Source organism: Streptomyces sp. NPDC056452 (assembly GCF_042796085.1).
GTDB lineage: Bacteria > Actinomycetota > Actinomycetes > Streptomycetales > Streptomycetaceae > Streptomyces.
Map to the genome: position 1 here is coordinate 17,133 of NZ_JBHTRI010000038.1, position 15,683 is coordinate 32,815.

Genomic DNA, 15,683 nt, shown 5'->3' on the forward strand with positions numbered 1-15,683 from the left:
GGCGTTCGGCCAGAAGTTCGGCAAAGAAAGTAAAGCGAGCAGGAACCTCGTGGTCTATTGCCTGCGTTATGACGTGTGACGGTAGCTTTCGTGATGGCACGAAGCCCGCACACGACGAAGGAAAGGGACTTCCCATGGCAGTAAGCCTGTCCAAGGGCGGCAACGTCTCCCTCACCAAGGAGGCACCGGGCCTGACCGCCGTCACGGTCGGCCTCGGCTGGGACGTCCGCACCACCACCGGCACCGACTTCGACCTCGACGCCTCGGCGATCGCGGTCAACACCGCCGGCAAGGTCTTCTCCGACGGCCACTTCGTCTTCTTCAACAACAAGGCGACGCCGGACCAGACCATCGTCCACACCGGTGACAACGTCACGGGCCAGGGCGAGGGTGACGACGAGCAGATCAACGTCAACCTGGCCGGCCTCCCGGCGGACATCGACAAGATCGTCTTCCCGGTCTCCATCTACGACGCCGAGACCCGCAGCCAGAACTTCGGCCAGGTCCGCAACGCGTTCATCCGCATCATCAACCAGGCCGGCGGCACCGAGCTCGCCCGCTACGACCTGAGCGAGGACGCCGCCACCGAGACCGCCATGGTCTTCGGCGAGCTCTACCGCAACGGCGCGGAGTGGAAGTTCCGCGCGGTGGGCCAGGGCTACGCGTCGGGCCTGCGCGGCATCGCCCAGGACTTCGGCGTCAACCTCTGACGTAGAACGCCCGTACACGGGAGCCCCCGGCCGAATCCTCGGCCGGGGGCTCCCGTGCGTCATGACGTCCCGAGGTCCACCACCCCGCCGCATAGCGGACACCAGCCCGCTCCAGTCGGACAAGAACTGGTCAAAAACTTGTGAGGCAATTGTCGGCACACGGTCAAAGTCGTCCATTCGATGGCACGCTCTCCGCTCGTAACCCCCACAGGAACGAGCAACGGAGAAGGCATGACCCCCCACATGAACACCCGTCGCGCCGCTGCCCTGACCGCAGTTGCCGCGATGGTCGTCGTCGGAGTGCAGACCGGTTCGGCCACGGCCGGCCCCAACACCCCCGACGACACCGCCTCTTCCACCCGTACGGCGCCCGCCGCCGCACTCGGCGTGAACACCGCCTCGCAGCGCAGCTCGGCCATCCGCGCCGCGCAGACCGACGCCACCGCGGCCGCCGAGTCCCTCGGCCTCGGCAGCCAGGAGAAACTGATCGTCCGTGACGTGATCAAGGACGCCCGCGGCACCGTGCACACCCGCTACGAGCGCACCTACGCCGGGCTCCCGGTCCTCGGCGGCGACCTCGTCACCCACACCGCGTCCGACGGCACCTCCAAGGGCGTGGACAAGGCCACCGAGGCCCGCATAGCCGTGCCCTCGACCCAGCCGAAGGTGAAGTCGGCGGCAAGCGCGCGCAAGGTCGTCTGGGCGGGCAGCGGCAAGCCCGTCCTCGCCTTCGAGACGGTCAGGTCCGGTGTGCAGAAGGACGGCACACCCAGCAGGGTCCACACCATCACGGACGCCACCACCGGCAAGAAGCTGCACAGCTACGAGGCCGTCGAGACCGGCACCGGCAACAGCCAGTACAGCGGCCAGGTCACCCTGACGACCACACCGGGCGGCTCGGGCTTCGAGCTCACCGACGGCGACCGCGGCGGCCACAAGACGTACGACCTCAACCAGGGCAGCAGCGGCACCGGGGACCTCGTCACCGACGCCGACGACACCTGGGGCGACGGCACCGGCAACGACCGCCAGACCGCGGCGGTCGACGCCCACTACGGCGCCGCGGCGACCTGGGACTTCTACAAGTCCGAGCTGGGGCGCTCCGGCATAGCCGGCGACGGCAAGGCCGCGTACTCCCGGGTCCACTACGGCAACGCGTACGTCAACGCGTTCTGGGACGACAGCTGCTTCTGCATGACGTACGGCGACGGGGCCGACAACAAGAGCGCCCTCACCGCGATCGACGTCGCCGGCCACGAGATGAGCCACGGCCTCACCGCCGCCACCGCCAACCTCGACTACTCCGGCGAGTCCGGCGGGCTCAACGAGGCGACCAGCGACATCTTCGGCACCTCCGTCGAGTTCTTCGCGGACAACAGCACCGACGCCGGGGACTACCTCATCGGCGAGAAGATCGACATCAACGGCGACGGCACCCCCCTGCGCTACATGGACAAGCCCAGCAAGGACGGCGGCTCGGCCGACTACTGGGACTCCGGCGTCGGCGACCTGGACGTCCACTACTCCTCCGGCGTCGCCAACCACTTCTTCTACCTGCTGGCCGAGGGCAGCGGCGCGAAGACCATCAACGGCGTCGACTACGACTCGCCGACCTCCGACGGCTCCACGGTCACCGGCATCGGCCGCCAGAAGGCCTACCAGATCTGGTACAAGGCCCTCTCCGTCTACATGACCTCGACCACCGACTACGCGGGCGCCCGCGTCGCGACACAGAAGGCCGCGACCGACCTGTTCGGGGCGGACAGCGCCGAACTCGCGGCCGTCGACGCCGCCTGGACCGGAGTCAACGTGAAGTAACCCGATCCGACGACACGGGAGCCGGTCAGCCTGGGGCGGGCCGGCTCCTGCCGTTGAGCCAGGTGTCCCACACCCCCGACAGATCCAGGCCGGACTCCTTCTCCACGTACGCGGTGAAGTCCTCCGTCGACGCGTTGCCGTGCCGGTGGGCCTTCAGCCAGCCCCTGACGAGACCGAAGAAGGCTTCGTCGTCGCCCATCCGCTGCCGGATCCGGTGGACGACCATCGCGCCGCGCCCGTACACCGGAGGCCCGGACAGTTCCGCGGCGGACGGCGGATCGCCCGGCGGGAAGGCCCAGTTCGCGTCGTTCTCGTACGCCGCGTCGAAGCTGTCCCGGACGGGAACGCCCTCGTGCTCCTCGTTCCAGAGCCACTCCGCGTACGTCGCGAAGCCCTCGTTGAGCCACATGTCCTGCCAGCTCTCCGGCGTCACCGAGTTTCCGAACCACTGGTGGGCCAGCTCGTGGACGAGCAGCCCGATGTCGGGCGGGCCGGGGAAGAACGGCCGGTTCTGGGTCTCCAGCGCGTAGTCGGAGTCCTTGCTCAGCCCGACGATCGCCCCGGCCGAGGCGAACGGATACGGGCCGAACGTCCGCTCCGCCCACCGGAGGACCTCCGGGATCCGGGCGAGCACAGCGGCGCTCGCACCCACCGCCGCCGGGTCGACGGCGGTGACCACCGGCATGCCGTCCCCGGTGGCCGACTCCTTCACCGCGTAGCGGCCGACCGCGACGGTCGCGAGATAGCTCGCCATGGGTTCACGGGTGCTCCAGTGGAACGTGGTGCGCCTCCCTGCCGTACGCCGGGACGCCAGTTCGCCGTTGGAGACAGCACTCCACCCCTCGGGCACGGTGACCCTGATGTCGTACGAGGCCTTGTCGCTCGGGTGGTGGTTCCCGGGGAACCAGGCCATGGAGCCGGTCGGCTCACCGAGCGCGACCGACCCGCGCCCGGTCCGCACCCAGCCCTCCTTCGCCCCGTCGCCATCGCTGAACGTCCGAGGGGCGCCGGAGTAGCGGACGACGGTACGGAACGTCCTGCCCCTGCGCAGGCGGTCCTCGACCTCGCTGTCCGGACGCAACGTCAGTTCGCTGCCCGCCCGGTTCACCGCCGCCGGCCTTCCTTCGACGGTCACCGACCCGACGTCGAGCCCCGCCAGATCCAGGTTGAACGCGCTGAGGTCCTGGGTCGCACGGGCGGTGATCTCCGCCGTACCGCGCAGCCGGCCCGAGCCCGCGTCGACGGCCAGGGTCAGGTCGTAGTGCGTCACGTCGTAGCCGCCGTTGCCGAGCCTGGGGAAGTACGGGTCGCGCAGCCCGGCCGCGCCGGGTGTGCCCCGCACCCCGCCGGTGTCCGTCGTGCAGGCGGTGGCGAGGGTCAGGAGGGCGAGCAGCAGGGTGGCGGGCGCCGCACTCCGTACCGGGGTTCGCTGATCCACACCGGTGATCCTATGTGTGGAATGTCGGGTTGATTTCGTGGAACGGCGGCTCAGAGGACGGCGATGCCCAGGGGGCGTTCGCCCGCGCCGATCCTGAACGGCTTTCCGGCCCCGTCCCCGGCCAGGTCGACGACCGTGATGCCGTTCCAGTAGCCGTCACGGGTGAAGCCGCCGGTCACGTACGCCGTGCGGCCGTCCCGCGACACGGCCACATCCTCGTGCGGCCCGTCCAGGGCGACGGTGCGTTCCCTGCCGTCGGGAGTCCGGACGGTGAGGGACGCTTCCTCGTCGTCCGCGGCGATCGGGCCGGTACCGACGACGAGAAGGGTCCCGTCGGGGGTGAGAGCCGCGCCGTGCTGGTGCGTGTCGGCGGTCATGCGCTCGGTCCGGACCTTGCCGGTACGCGGATCGAGAACAGCGAGCCGCTCGCCCTCGAACGGCAGCAGCAGCTTTCCGTCCGACGGGCGCACCACGGCGTAGTGCGGCTTCAGCCACGAACCGAGGCCTCCCTCGGTGCCGTACGGGGCGACCTCCATGCGCCGCGGCTCCAGGGTGCGGGTACCGACGGCCGTCACGTCGAACGAGTCGTGGCCGGTGGCGTACACCTCGCGGCCGTCGGCCGAGACGTCCACGTCGAAGGGCCGGCGGCCGACCGGGGCGGTGGCGGTGACCTTGCGGGTCGCGGTGTCGATGACCTCCAGCACCCCGTTACCGCCGGGGACGTTGACGCCGACGTAGACGTGCGCGCCGTCGGGCGCGAGGGCGATGCCCATGCCACCGCCCCGGTACTCACCTGTCGTGACCGGGCCCGATTCCGTTGCGTACGGGATGACGGCGAGACGGGTCCGCGTCGCCGTGTCGACGACCGCGACCCCCTCGGCGGTCGCCACCCAGGCCCGGCCGTCCTCGCCGACGGTCAGGCCGTACGGAGCGGTGCCGACCTCCACCGACCCGAGAGGGCCCGCGTCCCGGCCCGGACCCGGATCGACGAACGTCACGGTGTCACCGCCGAAGTCGGCGACGAGGAGGGTCCCGTGAGGTGCGCGCTCCCGCGCCCCGGGCAAGGCGCTCCGCGCCGTACCCGCTTCCGCTACGGGCGTGGGCAGAGGCGCGTCCGCGGAGGTCCGGTTGCCCGTCGCACAGCCCGCGAGCAGCAGGGCGGCAGCCACCGCAGGCACCGCCCTGCGGACGCTCACCGGGAGTTCCCGGTGCCGTGCGCGTCCCGGAGCAGCGCCACCATCTCCGTGAAGCCGCGACGCTCGGCGTGCTCCAGCGCGGTGACCCCGTCGCCGTCCGGCAGCCCCGGCGTCGCGCCCGCCGCCAGCAGCACCTCGACGATCTCCTGGTGCGCCCGTCCGCCGTCGCCGAGGATCACGGCCTCCAGCAGGGCCGTCCAGCCCAGCCGGTTGACGTGGTCGACGTCGATGTCGGTGGCACGGAGCACCTCCCGCACGTAGGCGACATGTCCGCGCTCGCTCGCCGGGATCAGCGAGATGCCGCCGAACCGGTTGCGGAGGGTCAGATCGGGGCCCGCCGGCAGCAGGACATGCAGCATCGCCACGCTGCCGGTGACCCCGGTGACCAGCCAGGGGCTGTCCTCGCGGCTGTCCTGCGCGTCGGGGGAGGCGCCCGCCTCGACCAGCAGCCGCGCCGCGTCGACATGGTCACCGAGAGCCGCCAGGAGCAGCGGGGTACGCAGCTCCTCGTCGCGGGCCTCGACACGGGCCCCCTCCGCGAGCGCGGCCCGCACTCCTTCGGTGTCGCCGGTACGGGCGGTGTCGAGCAGCCGGTGGTCGACGGCGTTCATCTGCTTCTCCTTGCGACGTACGGGAACGGGGGCGGCGGCTACTTCGCCAGGGCCGCGACGCCTGCGGCGGCGAACTTCTCGTCGAGGTCACCGCTCGGGGCCCCGGCCACGCCGATGCCCGCCACGGGGGCGCCCTTGACCTGTACGGGTGCGCCGCCCGCCAGGAACAGTGTGCCGGGGATGTCCTTCAGGTTCGGGGCCTGCTCCAGGCGCTCGGTCAGCTCGGAGGTGGGGGCGTTCCAGGACACGGCGGTGAACGCCTTCTTCACGGCGGACTCGGGGGACTGCGGGCCCGCGCCGTCGCCGCGCAGCGTCACCAGGGTGTTGCCGTTGCGGTCGACCACGGCGACCGAGACCCGCTGGTTCTCCTTCTTCGCGGCGTCGAGGGTGGCCTGGGCGGCCTTCGTCGCGGCGGCCACGGTCAGGTGGGTGGACTGCTGGAGGTTCCGGTCGGCGGTGTCGGCCTTGACCGCGGCGGCGGGCGCGGCGGCCGGGGCGGACGCGTTCGCGGACATCGCGCCGAAGGTTCCGGCGCTCAGGGCGGCGGCGGCAACGGCACCGGTCAGGACGCGGGTACGCAGAGACATCTTCTTCATCGTGGGCTCCTCGGTGATTCGGCTCGGCCTTGTGCCTGCTCCGGTATCGATCCTCCGGCCGGATCCGGGCCCGTACGGTCGGCGTACCGGCTCGACGCCGCACGCAGGTCGGCCGACGGCCCCATCAGCCGATCGGTTGATGCGGCTGTAGCCCGCCGGGGTCACCATGGGGATATCCGCGCAGGCCGGCACGGGTCGGCGCCCGGGTCATCGGTCGTACGGGGTCATCGGCAGGGAGCGCGAGGTACGAGGTGCAGGACCGAAGCGAGCCGGTACCCGCCGCGGACCTGTCCCCCGGGCCCGGCCAGGACCCCCTGGAAACCCGCCCGGCTGCGGACCGGACCGCCGAACGGGCCGCCGACCCCGATGCCCGGTGGCTGGCCCTCCTCACGCACGCCGCGTTCTTCCTGCTGCTCGGCGCCTCGCTCGCCCGCTTCCTGATGCGCCACCCCGGCGAGACCCGCACCCCGTGGATCATCGCGCTGTCGGTGACCCTCGCCGTGCTCTACGTCCTGGGCCCGGTGCTCGGCTCCCGGCCCACGTCCCGACGGCTGATCCGGCTCGGCGTCCTCGTCGTCGTCTGGATGGTGCTGGTCCTGCTCGCGCCGAGCTTCGCATGGTGCGCGGTACCGCTCTTCTACACCGGGCTGCGGATCCTGCCGCCCCGCGCCGCACTGGCCCTGGTCGCCCTGCTCACCGCGTTCGTCGTCGGCGCGCAACTGCGGCTGGCGGACGGCTTCGACCCGAATCTGGTGCTGGCCCCGCCCGCCGTGGCGGCCGTCGCCACCGCCGTCTTCGTCCATATGCAGCGCCAGGCCGTACTCCAGCAGGAACTGGCCTCCCGTCAGCGCGAGCTGATCGACGACCTGCTGCGCACCCGGCGCGAGCTCGCCGCCACCGAGCGCCGCGAGGGAACCCTCGCCGAACGCCAGCGGCTCTCCATGGAGATCCACGACACCCTCGCCCAGGGACTGTCGAGCCAGCAGATGCTGCTCCAGGCGGCGGACCGCTCCTGGGACACCGATCCGACGGCCGCCCGCCGCCATGTACGGACGGCGACCGGCATCGCGGAACGCAACCTGGCCGAGGCCCGCCGCTTCGTGCACGACCTGGCCCCCGCCGATCTGGCGGAGGGCGGCGGCCTCGAAGCGGCACTGCACGCCCTCGCCGCACGCGAGACGGCACAGTCGCACGGCCGGATCGCCGTCCGCTGCCATGTGGAGGGCACCCCGCTCGCCACACTGCCCGACCGGGTCCAGTCGGCGCTGCTGCGGATCGCGCAGGGAGCACTGGCCAACGTGAGCGAACATGCCGACGCGACCGCCGCGGGGCTGACCCTGACCCACCTCGACGACCGTGTCGTCCTCGACATCGCCGACAACGGCCGCGGCTTCCGCCCGGCCGAACCGGCACCCCGCCCGCCCGGTGGCGTGCGCGGCCACGGTCTGCCCGCCATGCGCGCCCGGGTCCAGCAGCTCGGCGGCACACTCACGATCGAGTCGGCGCCGGGCGAGGGAACGGTCCTGTCGGCCGTCGTCCCCCTGCCCACCCAAACCGCACCCACTCCAAAGGACCCCCGATGACGCCGCCCGACACCGCAGCCGTACGGATCCTCCTCTGCGACGACCACGCCGTCGTACGCGCCGGACTCCTCGCTCTCCTCGGCAGCGAACCGGACATCGAGGTCGTCGGCGAGGCAGGCAGCGGCGAGGAAGCCGTCGCCCTGGCCGCCCGGCTCACCCCGGACGTCGTCCTGATGGACCTCCAGCTCGGCCCGGGCATCGACGGCGTCGAAGCCACCCGCCGGATCGCCGGCACGGGAGGCACCCACGTCCTCGTCCTCACCACGTACGACACGGACGCCGACATCACCCGCGCCATCGAGGCGGGCGCCACCGGCTATCTGCTCAAGGCCGAACGCCCGGAGGAACTGTTCGCCGCGATCCGCTCGGCGGCACAGGGCCGCACCACCCTGTCCCCGCCCGTCGCCAGCCGCGTCATGGCCCAGATGCGCAAACCCCGCCCCACCCTGACCGAACGCGAACTCGACATCCTGGGCCAGCTCTCCCAGGGCCTCGGCAACCGGGACATCGCACGTGCCCTGTTCATCAGCGAGGCCACCGTCAAGACCCACCTGGGCCGGATCTACGAAAAACTCGGCGTCGACACCCGGGCGGGCGCCGTCTCCGTCGCCAAGGAGCAGCGGCTCCTGCCGTGAGGGCTTCCTCGCGCGCGAGGACAGGCCGGACCGGGCACGTCACCGGGCATGACACCATCGAACCGTGCTCGACATCGGCTACTCCCTCTCCCGGCGCTTCCCGGACCCCCCGCAGACCGACTACCGCCGGGCGGACGTCCGCGCCCTGCGGCACGACCTCTTCTCCGGCGACGTCTACCTCGCGGACACCAAGGCGGACCGCGAAGTATCCACAGCCTGGGGATGGGTGCCCGTACTCGACTTCGCCTGGGCCCTCTGCGACATCGTCGAACAGATCGACCGGGACCCCCGCGGCAACCGCTCGCACCGGCAGCAGTACGCCGAGCTCGACTTCACCGAATCGTCCGACCGCATGCTCTTCGAGCGCCGCTTCGGCTGGGTCGACGTCGAAGCCGACTGGATGCCGGGCGACGAGCCCCCGCTCACCTTCAGCCACTCCCTGCTGCGCCGCGAGGCCCGCGACTTCCTGCACGACCTGATCGCCGACCTGGCCGACATGCACGAAGGCCTCGCCGACAACCCCGTCGTCTGGGACCTGCAGGCCCGCTTCCCCCGCCTCTGAGGCCGAGGCCCTACGCCTCCACCCGCACCCCGATCTGCGCCGCGAACGCCGGAGCGAGCTCCATCAGCTGGGACGGGCTGATCACCGCCCCCGCCAGCCGCTCCACCCCCCGTGCGATATCGAGCTCGGCAACGGTCCGCAGGTCCACCGACTCCATCCGCACGGCACTGAAGTCGGCCCGCTTCAGCACACAGTCGCGGAACTCCACCCGCACCAGCTGCGCCTCCCCGAAGTCCGGCTCCGACAGCACACAGCCCTCGAACACCACGTCCTTCAGCCGTGCCTTGCGCAGATTCAGGTAATCGATCTTCCCGCCCCGCACCAGCACGCGCTCCAGCACCGCACCGTGCAGCTGCACCCCGCCCAGCCGCGCGTCCACGACCTCCACATCCCGCAGCGACGCCCCCGCGAGATCGGTGCCCACACCCCGTACACCCGTCAGCACCGAGTCGATGAACCGGGCCCGGACCAGCTCCGTACGGTCCAGGGCGCAATCCTGCAGCTCACAGTCCATGAAGCGCGCGCCGGGGCCCGAGGCGTCCGTCAGATCGACGCGCTCGAACCGCACGCCGTCGTAGTCCCCGTCCGGCTCCAGCCCCTCCCCCTCGTACGCCACGAGCGGAGGCAGTCTGACCTCCGGCCGCCGCGCCGCCGCCACGGTGTCCTTCGCGCCCGCACCCCTGCTGCTCCTGTTGCCTCTGCCTGCCATGCACCCCATCGTGACGCACACCACCGACAACGCCCGCGGCCCGATGTCACAGACCCGCCCCGCCGAACCGTCCCCTGCACAGCAGCGCCCACCGCAAGGAGACCCAGCATGCAGCGCATCCACATCGTCGGCGGCGGCCTCGCAGGACTCACCGCGGCCATCACCGCCGCCGAATCGCGCGTCCCTGTGACCCTCCACGAGGCCCACCACACCCTCGGCGGACGGGCCAGGACCGCCGAGGGCCGCTACCTCACCAACGAGGGCCCCCACGCCCTCTACCGCCGCGGACCGCACTGGACCTGGCTCGAGAAGCGCAAACTCCTCGGCCCGCTGGCCTCCGTACCGCCCCTCGATGGCACCCGCTTCTTCTTCCGCCGCAGCGGCGCCCTGCGCAGGACCCCGCCCCTCGCCCTGCTCCGCCTCGCCCGCCGCAGCGCCCCCGTCGACACCGACTTCCTCACCTGGGCCACCGGGCAGACAGGCGAGGAGGGCGCCCGCGCGGCCGCGCACTACATGGGCGTGGCGCTCTTCCACCACGACCCCGGATCGCTCTCCGCCGCCTTCGTGCAGGAACGGCTCCGGCGCGCCACCGCACTGCCGCCCGAAGCCCACTACCCCATCGGCGGCTGGGCGCAGCTCGTCGAACGGATGGCCTCACGCGCCTGGGACCTCGGCGTACGCATCGAAACGGCCCGGCGCATCGACTCCGGCGCCCTCGCCGGCCTCGCACGCAACGGTCCGGTGATCGTCGCCACCCACCTGGACGCCGCCCGCACCCTGCTGGACGACCCCACCCTGACCTGGGACAGCGGCAGGACCGCCCTGATCGACCTGGCCCTGCGGACCCGGCGCGGCGACCCGTTCATCATCTCCGACCTCGACGCCCCCGGCTGGATCGAACGGTTCACTGCCCAGGACCCCACCCTCGCCCCCGCAGGCGAACAGCTCATCCAGGCCCAGATTCCCCTCGCCCCCGGCACCCCGCGCTCCGACGCCGTACACCGCGCCGAGGAACTCCTCGACCTCGGCTTCCCCGGCTGGCGCGACCGCACCACCTGGCGGCGCGAGGCCCTCGCGGCCGGCCGCACCGGGGCCGTCGACAGACCCGGCACCACCTGGCGCGACCGCCCCGCCGTCGACCGCGGCGACGGAATCCTCCTCGCGGGCGACCAGGTCGCGGCCCCCGGGCTCCTCAGCGAAGTCGCGTTCAACAGCGGCATCGAAGCGGCGGTACTGGCCCTGGCACTCCTCGGAAAACCGGCACAGGAGACCCCGGCAGGACTTGACCTCAAGGGCGCTTGAGGTCGGAAGGTGGACCGGTCAGCCACCGTCCACCACCCCGGGGAACCCGCATGCACGCCATCCGCCTCCACGCCTTCGGCCCCGCCGAGAACCTCCGCCACGAACTGACCGACGACCCCGTACCCGCCCCCGGCCAGGTCCGGATCGCCGTCGCCGCAGCCGGCGTGCACCTCATCGACACCGCCCTGCGCGAAGGCATGACCGGCCCCTACCCGGCCCCCGCCGAACTGCCCACGATCCCCGGCCGCGAAGTCGCGGGCACCGTCGAGTCACTCGGCGAGGGCACCGACCCCGCCTGGCTCGGCCGCCACGTCGTCGCCCACCTCGGTACGGCCCCCGGGGGCTACGCCGAACTCGCCGTCGTGGACGCCGACAAGCTCCACCCGATCCCCGGAGGGCTCGACGCGGCCGAAGCCGTCGCCATGATCGGCACCGGCCGCACCACCCTGGGCATCCTGCAGTTCACCGAACTCGGCCCCGACTCCGTCGCCGTCGTCACCGCCGCGGCCGGCGGCATCGGCACCCTTCTCGTCCAGCACGTCAAGAACACGGGCGCCACCGTCATCGGCCTCGCCGGCGGACCCGCCAAGGTCGCCCGCGTCAAGGAGAACGGCGCCGACCTCGCCGTCGACTACACCCTCCCCGACTGGCCCCGCCAGGTCCGCACGCACCTCGACACCCTGGGCCGCCGCGCCACCGTCGTGTACGACTCCGTCGGCGGAGTCACCGCCCGCGCCGCCGTCGACCTGCTCGGCAGCGGCGGACAGCACATCGTCTTCGGCTGGTCGGGAGAAGGACTCCACGACGGCCGGCCCCTCGCCTTCACCGACGAGGACCTCGCCGCACGCGGCATCACGTCCCAGAACGTGCTCGGCCCCGCCATGATCCAGAAGGACGGCGGAATGCGCGTCCTGGAGACCCTGGCCCTCGCCGAGGCCGCGGCCGGCCGCCTCCGCCCCACCGTCCAGCGCTACCCGCTCGCCGAGGCGGCCGCCGCACACCGCGCCCTCGAGACGCGCGGCACGATGGGCAAGGTCGTCCTCATCCCCTGACCGGGGCCCGGCATCGGATCCGCTCAGGACGCGCCCAGCTCGGCCAGCGCCCCGTCCGTCAGCCGGTACACCGTCCACTCGTCCTGAGGACGCGCGCCCAGCGACTCGTAGAACGCGATGGACGGGGCATTCCAGTCCAGCACCGACCACTCCAGGCGCCCGTACCCGCGCTCCACACAGATCCGCGCCAGCTGGGCGAGCAACGCCTTCCCGTGCCCGCCCCCGCGCCGCTCCGGACGCACGTACAGATCCTCCAGATACACGCCGTGCACCCCGCGCCACGTCGAGAAGTTGAGGAACCACAGCGCGAACCCGACGACCTCGCCGTCCTCGTCCGACACCGCGATGTGGGCGTACGCGGCGGGCCGCTCCCCGAACAGCGCCTCACGCAACTGCTCCTCGGTGGCCTGCGCCTCGTCCAGCGCCTTCTCGTACTCGGCGAGCTCACGGACCATCGCGTGAATGACAGGAACATCGGCAGCGGTAGCGATACGAATCATGGACGCAGCCTAAAGACCCGCTCCGCCGCCCCGCAGGCCACCTCCAACTCCCCACGGGAACCCCGGCAGCGCCCCGGCCCGAGGACCCCGCACGACGAAACCCCCGCACGCGCAGTAACGTCCCTCCAGCGACTCGGCTGCACACGGACAAGCAGGGGAAACATGAGCACCGTCAGTACCGTCAACGGCGGCATTTCATTCTGGTACACGCACGAGGGCACCCCCGCCCCCCGCGAACCCCTGCCCGGCGACACCACCGCCGACATCTGCATCGTCGGCGGCGGCTACACCGGCCTCTGGACCGCCTACTACCTCAAGAAGGCCGTCCCCTTCCTCAACATCACCGTCCTGGAAGCCAAGTTCTGCGGCTACGGCGCCTCCGGCCGCAACGGCGGCTGGCTCTACAACGGCATCGCGGGCCGCGACCGCTACGCCCGGCGCCACGGCCACGACGCCGCCGTACGCCTGCAGAAGGCCATGAACGAGACCGTCGACGAGGTCATCCGCACCGCCGCCGACGAGAACATCGACGCCGACATCCACCACGGCGGCGTCCTCGAGATCGCCCGCACCCCGGCCCAGCTCGCCCGCCTCAAGGACTCCCACTCCGTCGAGATCGCCTTCGGCGAGACCGACCGCGTCCTGCGCGGCGCCCGCGAAACCGCCGAACGCATCCGTGTCACCGGAGCCGTCGGCTCCAGCTGGACCCCGCACGGCGCACGCCTGCACCCCGCCAAACTCGTCAAGGGCCTCGCCGACACCGTGGAGGCACTCGGCGTCACGATCCACGAATCCACACCCGTCACCGAGATCAAGCCCAAACACGCCGTCACCCCCTACGGCACGGTCCGCGCCCCGTACATCCTGCGCTGCACCGAAGGCTTCACCTCCGCGCTCAAGGGCCAGAGGCGCACCTGGCTCCCCATGAACTCCTCCATGATCGTCACCGAGCCCCTGCCCAAGTCCGTCTGGGACACCATCGGCTGGGAAGGCCGCGAGAACCTCGGCGACACGGCCCACGCCTACATGTACGCCCAGCGCACCGCGGACGACCGCATCGCGCTCGGCGGCCGGGGCGTCCCCTACCGCTACGGCTCCGCCACGGACAACGACGGCCGCACCCAGCCCGCCACCGTCGAAGCCCTGCGCGACCTGCTCGTCCGCTTCTTCCCCACCACGGCAGGCACCCGCATCGACCACGCCTGGTCCGGCGTACTCGGTGTCCCCCGCGACTGGTGCGCCACCGTCACCCTCGACCGCTCCACGGGCCTCGGCTGGGCCGGCGGCTACGTGGGCTCCGGCGTCGCCACCGCCAACCTCGCCGCCCGCACCCTGCGCGACCTCATCCAGCAGGACTCCGGCCAGGCGGGCCCCACCGACCTGACCGCCCTCCCCTGGGTCAACCACAAGGTCCGCCGCTGGGAACCCGAACCCTTCCGCTGGCTCGGCGTCCACACCCTGTACGCCGCCTACCGCGCCGCCGACCGCCGCGAGACGACGTCCCCGCACCCGGGCACGGACCGCATCGCGAAACTGGCGGACCGCATCTCGGGCCGGCACTGACACGCCGCCCGCACCCGGAAGACCCCGAACAGGACGTTCCCTAGGCCGATCAGGAGAAAGCGCGGCTCCGAACGGGTGACGGCGCGTATCCCCGTCCTCACCCCCCACCGCCATGGCAATTGACTGAGGGGCACCACACCACGGCGCCCTCCTCACGGGGCGCCTTCGCGCGACCTCGACGCCCGCGTGCCCTCCATGGCCGGCGCGGGCCATGAGAAGGGACCACCTTTATGCGGGTGCTGCGGAATATCGTCTGGAGTGCGATCGCCTCGCTGCTCCTCCTCGTCGGCATGTCACCGACGGCCGCCCACGCCGATACCGGCGACAAGGCCCGCCCCGGAGCCCACTGCCCGACGGACGACCGGGCACGATCGGTCAACGGAGCACCCACCACACCGCTGGAGCAGTACTACCTCGACGACTGGCGGCTCGGCCCCCAGGTCCTGCCGACGACCGGTGCCATCGGTGCGATGCTGCGCGGCTACCACCGCACGGGCCCGACCTCGGCGTACTGGTTCCTCGGCTGCTACTGGCAGACCAACCCGACGTCCGGCGAGTCCGGTTGGTGGTACCCGAACAACGACGGCTTCGTCCTCGACCGCGCGGGCAACCCGGTGAAGAAGACGCTGACCCTCCGCGTGGGGCAGCTGGTCGACCTCTTCGGCAGCGGACGCGGCACCTTCCTCGCCCCCGCCGGCACCCCGTACGCCAAGCGCGCCATCCCGCCGAGCAACCTCGTCAGGTACACGAACGACTATCCGTACAGCTACCACCTCTACCGGGTCACGGAAGCGATCACGGTGGAGGCCGGACGCATCCGGCCGTGGTTCGGCCAGCCCGGTCTGGGGATCCAGTACAAGACCGCCCAGCGGGTCTCGGAGCTTGTCACCGCCCAGAAGCTCGAAGCGCTGAACTGATCACGACCGCACTCCCCGGGCGGGTTCCGGCACGGCCGGGGCCCGCCCGGGCCTGTGCACGGAGGGGAACCGACGCCATGGACAGGACGGAACTCACCGAGCGGCTGCGCCGCGAGGGCGTCCCGGACGCGCTCTACGAGATCCCGGGCGTCCACGGCGTCCCCATGCAACTGGACGCCTACTACGTCCTGCGCCCGCAGGAGGACACGTGGCCGGTCCTATTGCGCGAGCGCGGACAGGACAGCGTCATCGCGCGCTTCGGGACCGAGGCGGAGGCGTGCCGCTACCTGTACGACACCCTCGTCGACGTTCCCCCACCCGTCCCAGGCGGCGCGGAACGGGTCGACCGGCTCCTGGCGGACGTGGAGGAGATCCAGCGCCGGGCCGAGGAGGACTTCGAACGGGCCCCCGGCCACGACGCGGACGAACCACCCGGCGCCTGAGCCTCTCGGCAGCCGGCCGGTCGCCACCGGATCCACCGAAACGGAGAA

At 71.8% G+C, this 15,683-nt stretch carries 16 protein-coding genes; 10 read left to right on the plus strand and 6 right to left on the minus strand.

Annotation, left to right across the window (positions count from 1 at the left end; all coding sequences use genetic code 11):
• Positions 1-134 precede the first annotated feature (134 nt).
• A complete protein-coding gene (locus ACFQ6X_RS29840; protein WP_328905060.1) occupies positions 135-710 on the plus strand; it encodes a TerD family protein in 576 nt (191 codons plus the stop codon).
• A gap of 231 nt (positions 711-941) precedes the next feature.
• A complete protein-coding gene (locus ACFQ6X_RS29845; protein ID WP_383185950.1) occupies positions 942-2,528 on the plus strand; it encodes a M4 family metallopeptidase in 1,587 nt (528 codons plus the stop codon).
• 25 nt (positions 2,529-2,553) lie between these two features.
• Here the strand turns inward: ACFQ6X_RS29845 and ACFQ6X_RS29850 are convergent, their stop codons facing one another.
• The 4 genes from ACFQ6X_RS29850 to ACFQ6X_RS29865 are packed head-to-tail and all read right to left on the minus strand — an operon-like array spanning position 2,554 to position 6,369.
• Positions 2,554-3,966, minus strand: a complete 1,413-nt coding sequence (locus tag ACFQ6X_RS29850; RefSeq protein WP_383185952.1) for a M1 family metallopeptidase — start codon at positions 3,964-3,966, stop codon at positions 2,554-2,556.
• A gap of 50 nt (positions 3,967-4,016) precedes the next feature.
• Positions 4,017-5,162: a YncE family protein gene (locus ACFQ6X_RS29855; RefSeq protein WP_383185954.1), complete on the minus strand. Its 1,146-nt coding sequence runs from the start codon at positions 5,160-5,162 to the stop codon at positions 4,017-4,019.
• The gene (locus ACFQ6X_RS29860; RefSeq protein WP_383185956.1) at positions 5,159-5,773 is read right to left on the minus strand and encodes an ankyrin repeat domain-containing protein; all 615 of its coding nucleotides are present in this window, start codon (positions 5,771-5,773) and stop codon (positions 5,159-5,161) included. The genes ACFQ6X_RS29855 and ACFQ6X_RS29860 overlap by 4 nt, the downstream gene beginning before the upstream one ends.
• Before the next feature lie 38 nt (positions 5,774-5,811).
• A complete protein-coding gene (locus ACFQ6X_RS29865) occupies positions 5,812-6,369 on the minus strand; it encodes a heme-binding protein (protein WP_383185958.1) in 558 nt (185 codons plus the stop codon).
• 314 nt (positions 6,370-6,683) lie between these two features.
• On the opposite strand from ACFQ6X_RS29865, the gene ACFQ6X_RS29870 reads away from it, so the two are divergent.
• The 3 genes from ACFQ6X_RS29870 to ACFQ6X_RS29880 all read left to right on the plus strand — a co-directional run bounded on the left by ACFQ6X_RS29870 (position 6,684) and on the right by ACFQ6X_RS29880 (position 9,149).
• Entirely contained in the window at positions 6,684-7,952 is a 1,269-nt protein-coding gene (locus ACFQ6X_RS29870; RefSeq protein ID WP_383186044.1) for a sensor histidine kinase, read from the plus strand.
• The gene (locus tag ACFQ6X_RS29875; RefSeq protein ID WP_383185960.1) at positions 7,949-8,587 is read left to right on the plus strand and encodes a response regulator; all 639 of its coding nucleotides are present in this window, start codon (positions 7,949-7,951) and stop codon (positions 8,585-8,587) included. The genes ACFQ6X_RS29870 and ACFQ6X_RS29875 overlap by 4 nt, the downstream gene beginning before the upstream one ends.
• A 64-nt stretch (positions 8,588-8,651) precedes the next feature.
• Positions 8,652-9,149, plus strand: coding sequence for a hypothetical protein (locus ACFQ6X_RS29880; protein WP_031093423.1), 498 nt, complete (start codon positions 8,652-8,654; stop codon positions 9,147-9,149).
• Positions 9,150-9,159: 10 nt separating this feature from the next.
• Here ACFQ6X_RS29880 and ACFQ6X_RS29885 read toward each other — a convergent pair whose 3' ends face one another.
• On the minus strand, positions 9,160-9,867 hold the full coding sequence (locus ACFQ6X_RS29885; protein WP_383185962.1) for a pentapeptide repeat-containing protein: 708 nt from the start codon (positions 9,865-9,867) through the stop codon (positions 9,160-9,162).
• A 99-nt stretch (positions 9,868-9,966) separates the two neighbouring features.
• Between ACFQ6X_RS29885 and ACFQ6X_RS29890 the strand changes: the two genes are divergently transcribed.
• Both ACFQ6X_RS29890 and ACFQ6X_RS29895 read left to right on the plus strand, forming a co-directional pair.
• Entirely contained in the window at positions 9,967-11,160 is a 1,194-nt protein-coding gene (locus ACFQ6X_RS29890) for an NAD(P)-binding protein (RefSeq protein ID WP_383185964.1), read from the plus strand.
• A 50-nt stretch (positions 11,161-11,210) separates the two neighbouring features.
• Complete coding sequence (locus tag ACFQ6X_RS29895; RefSeq protein WP_383185965.1) at positions 11,211-12,212, plus strand: zinc-binding dehydrogenase; 1,002 nt, start codon at positions 11,211-11,213, stop codon at positions 12,210-12,212.
• A 23-nt stretch (positions 12,213-12,235) separates the two neighbouring features.
• Here ACFQ6X_RS29895 and ACFQ6X_RS29900 read toward each other — a convergent pair whose 3' ends face one another.
• The gene (locus ACFQ6X_RS29900) at positions 12,236-12,712 is read right to left on the minus strand and encodes a GNAT family N-acetyltransferase (RefSeq protein ID WP_329208650.1); all 477 of its coding nucleotides are present in this window, start codon (positions 12,710-12,712) and stop codon (positions 12,236-12,238) included.
• Between the two features lie 162 nt (positions 12,713-12,874).
• Between ACFQ6X_RS29900 and ACFQ6X_RS29905 the strand changes: the two genes are divergently transcribed.
• The 3 genes from ACFQ6X_RS29905 to ACFQ6X_RS29915 all read left to right on the plus strand — a co-directional run bounded on the left by ACFQ6X_RS29905 (position 12,875) and on the right by ACFQ6X_RS29915 (position 15,635).
• Complete coding sequence (locus ACFQ6X_RS29905; RefSeq protein WP_383185967.1) at positions 12,875-14,275, plus strand: NAD(P)/FAD-dependent oxidoreductase; 1,401 nt, start codon at positions 12,875-12,877, stop codon at positions 14,273-14,275.
• Between the two features lie 230 nt (positions 14,276-14,505).
• Entirely contained in the window at positions 14,506-15,192 is a 687-nt protein-coding gene (locus tag ACFQ6X_RS29910) for a TNT domain-containing protein (RefSeq protein ID WP_383185969.1), read from the plus strand.
• A gap of 77 nt (positions 15,193-15,269) precedes the next feature.
• Positions 15,270-15,635, plus strand: coding sequence for a hypothetical protein (locus ACFQ6X_RS29915; RefSeq protein WP_383185971.1), 366 nt, complete (start codon positions 15,270-15,272; stop codon positions 15,633-15,635).
• Positions 15,636-15,683 lie beyond the last annotated feature (48 nt).

Excerpts from the sequence above, each read along its gene's own strand:
- ACFQ6X_RS29840 (WP_328905060.1), top strand. The coding sequence starts at position 135 with ATGGCAGTAAGCCTGTCCAAGGGCGGCAACGTCTCCCTCACCAAGGAG.
- ACFQ6X_RS29845 (WP_383185950.1), top strand. The coding sequence starts at position 942 with ATGACCCCCCACATGAACACCCGTCGCGCCGCTGCCCTGACCGCAGTT.
- ACFQ6X_RS29860 (WP_383185956.1), bottom strand. The coding sequence starts at position 5,773 with ATGAACGCCGTCGACCACCGGCTGCTCGACACCGCCCGTACCGGCGAC.
- ACFQ6X_RS29865 (WP_383185958.1), bottom strand. The coding sequence starts at position 6,369 with ATGAAGAAGATGTCTCTGCGTACCCGCGTCCTGACCGGTGCCGTTGCC.
- ACFQ6X_RS29875 (WP_383185960.1), top strand. The coding sequence starts at position 7,949 with ATGACGCCGCCCGACACCGCAGCCGTACGGATCCTCCTCTGCGACGAC.
- ACFQ6X_RS29885 (WP_383185962.1), bottom strand. The coding sequence starts at position 9,867 with ATGGGGTGCATGGCAGGCAGAGGCAACAGGAGCAGCAGGGGTGCGGGC.
- ACFQ6X_RS29890 (WP_383185964.1), top strand. The coding sequence starts at position 9,967 with ATGCAGCGCATCCACATCGTCGGCGGCGGCCTCGCAGGACTCACCGCG.
- ACFQ6X_RS29895 (WP_383185965.1), top strand. The coding sequence starts at position 11,211 with ATGCACGCCATCCGCCTCCACGCCTTCGGCCCCGCCGAGAACCTCCGC.
- ACFQ6X_RS29900 (WP_329208650.1), bottom strand. The coding sequence starts at position 12,712 with ATGATTCGTATCGCTACCGCTGCCGATGTTCCTGTCATTCACGCGATG.
- ACFQ6X_RS29905 (WP_383185967.1), top strand. The coding sequence starts at position 12,875 with ATGAGCACCGTCAGTACCGTCAACGGCGGCATTTCATTCTGGTACACG.
- ACFQ6X_RS29910 (WP_383185969.1), top strand. The coding sequence starts at position 14,506 with ATGCGGGTGCTGCGGAATATCGTCTGGAGTGCGATCGCCTCGCTGCTC.
- ACFQ6X_RS29915 (WP_383185971.1), top strand. The coding sequence starts at position 15,270 with ATGGACAGGACGGAACTCACCGAGCGGCTGCGCCGCGAGGGCGTCCCG.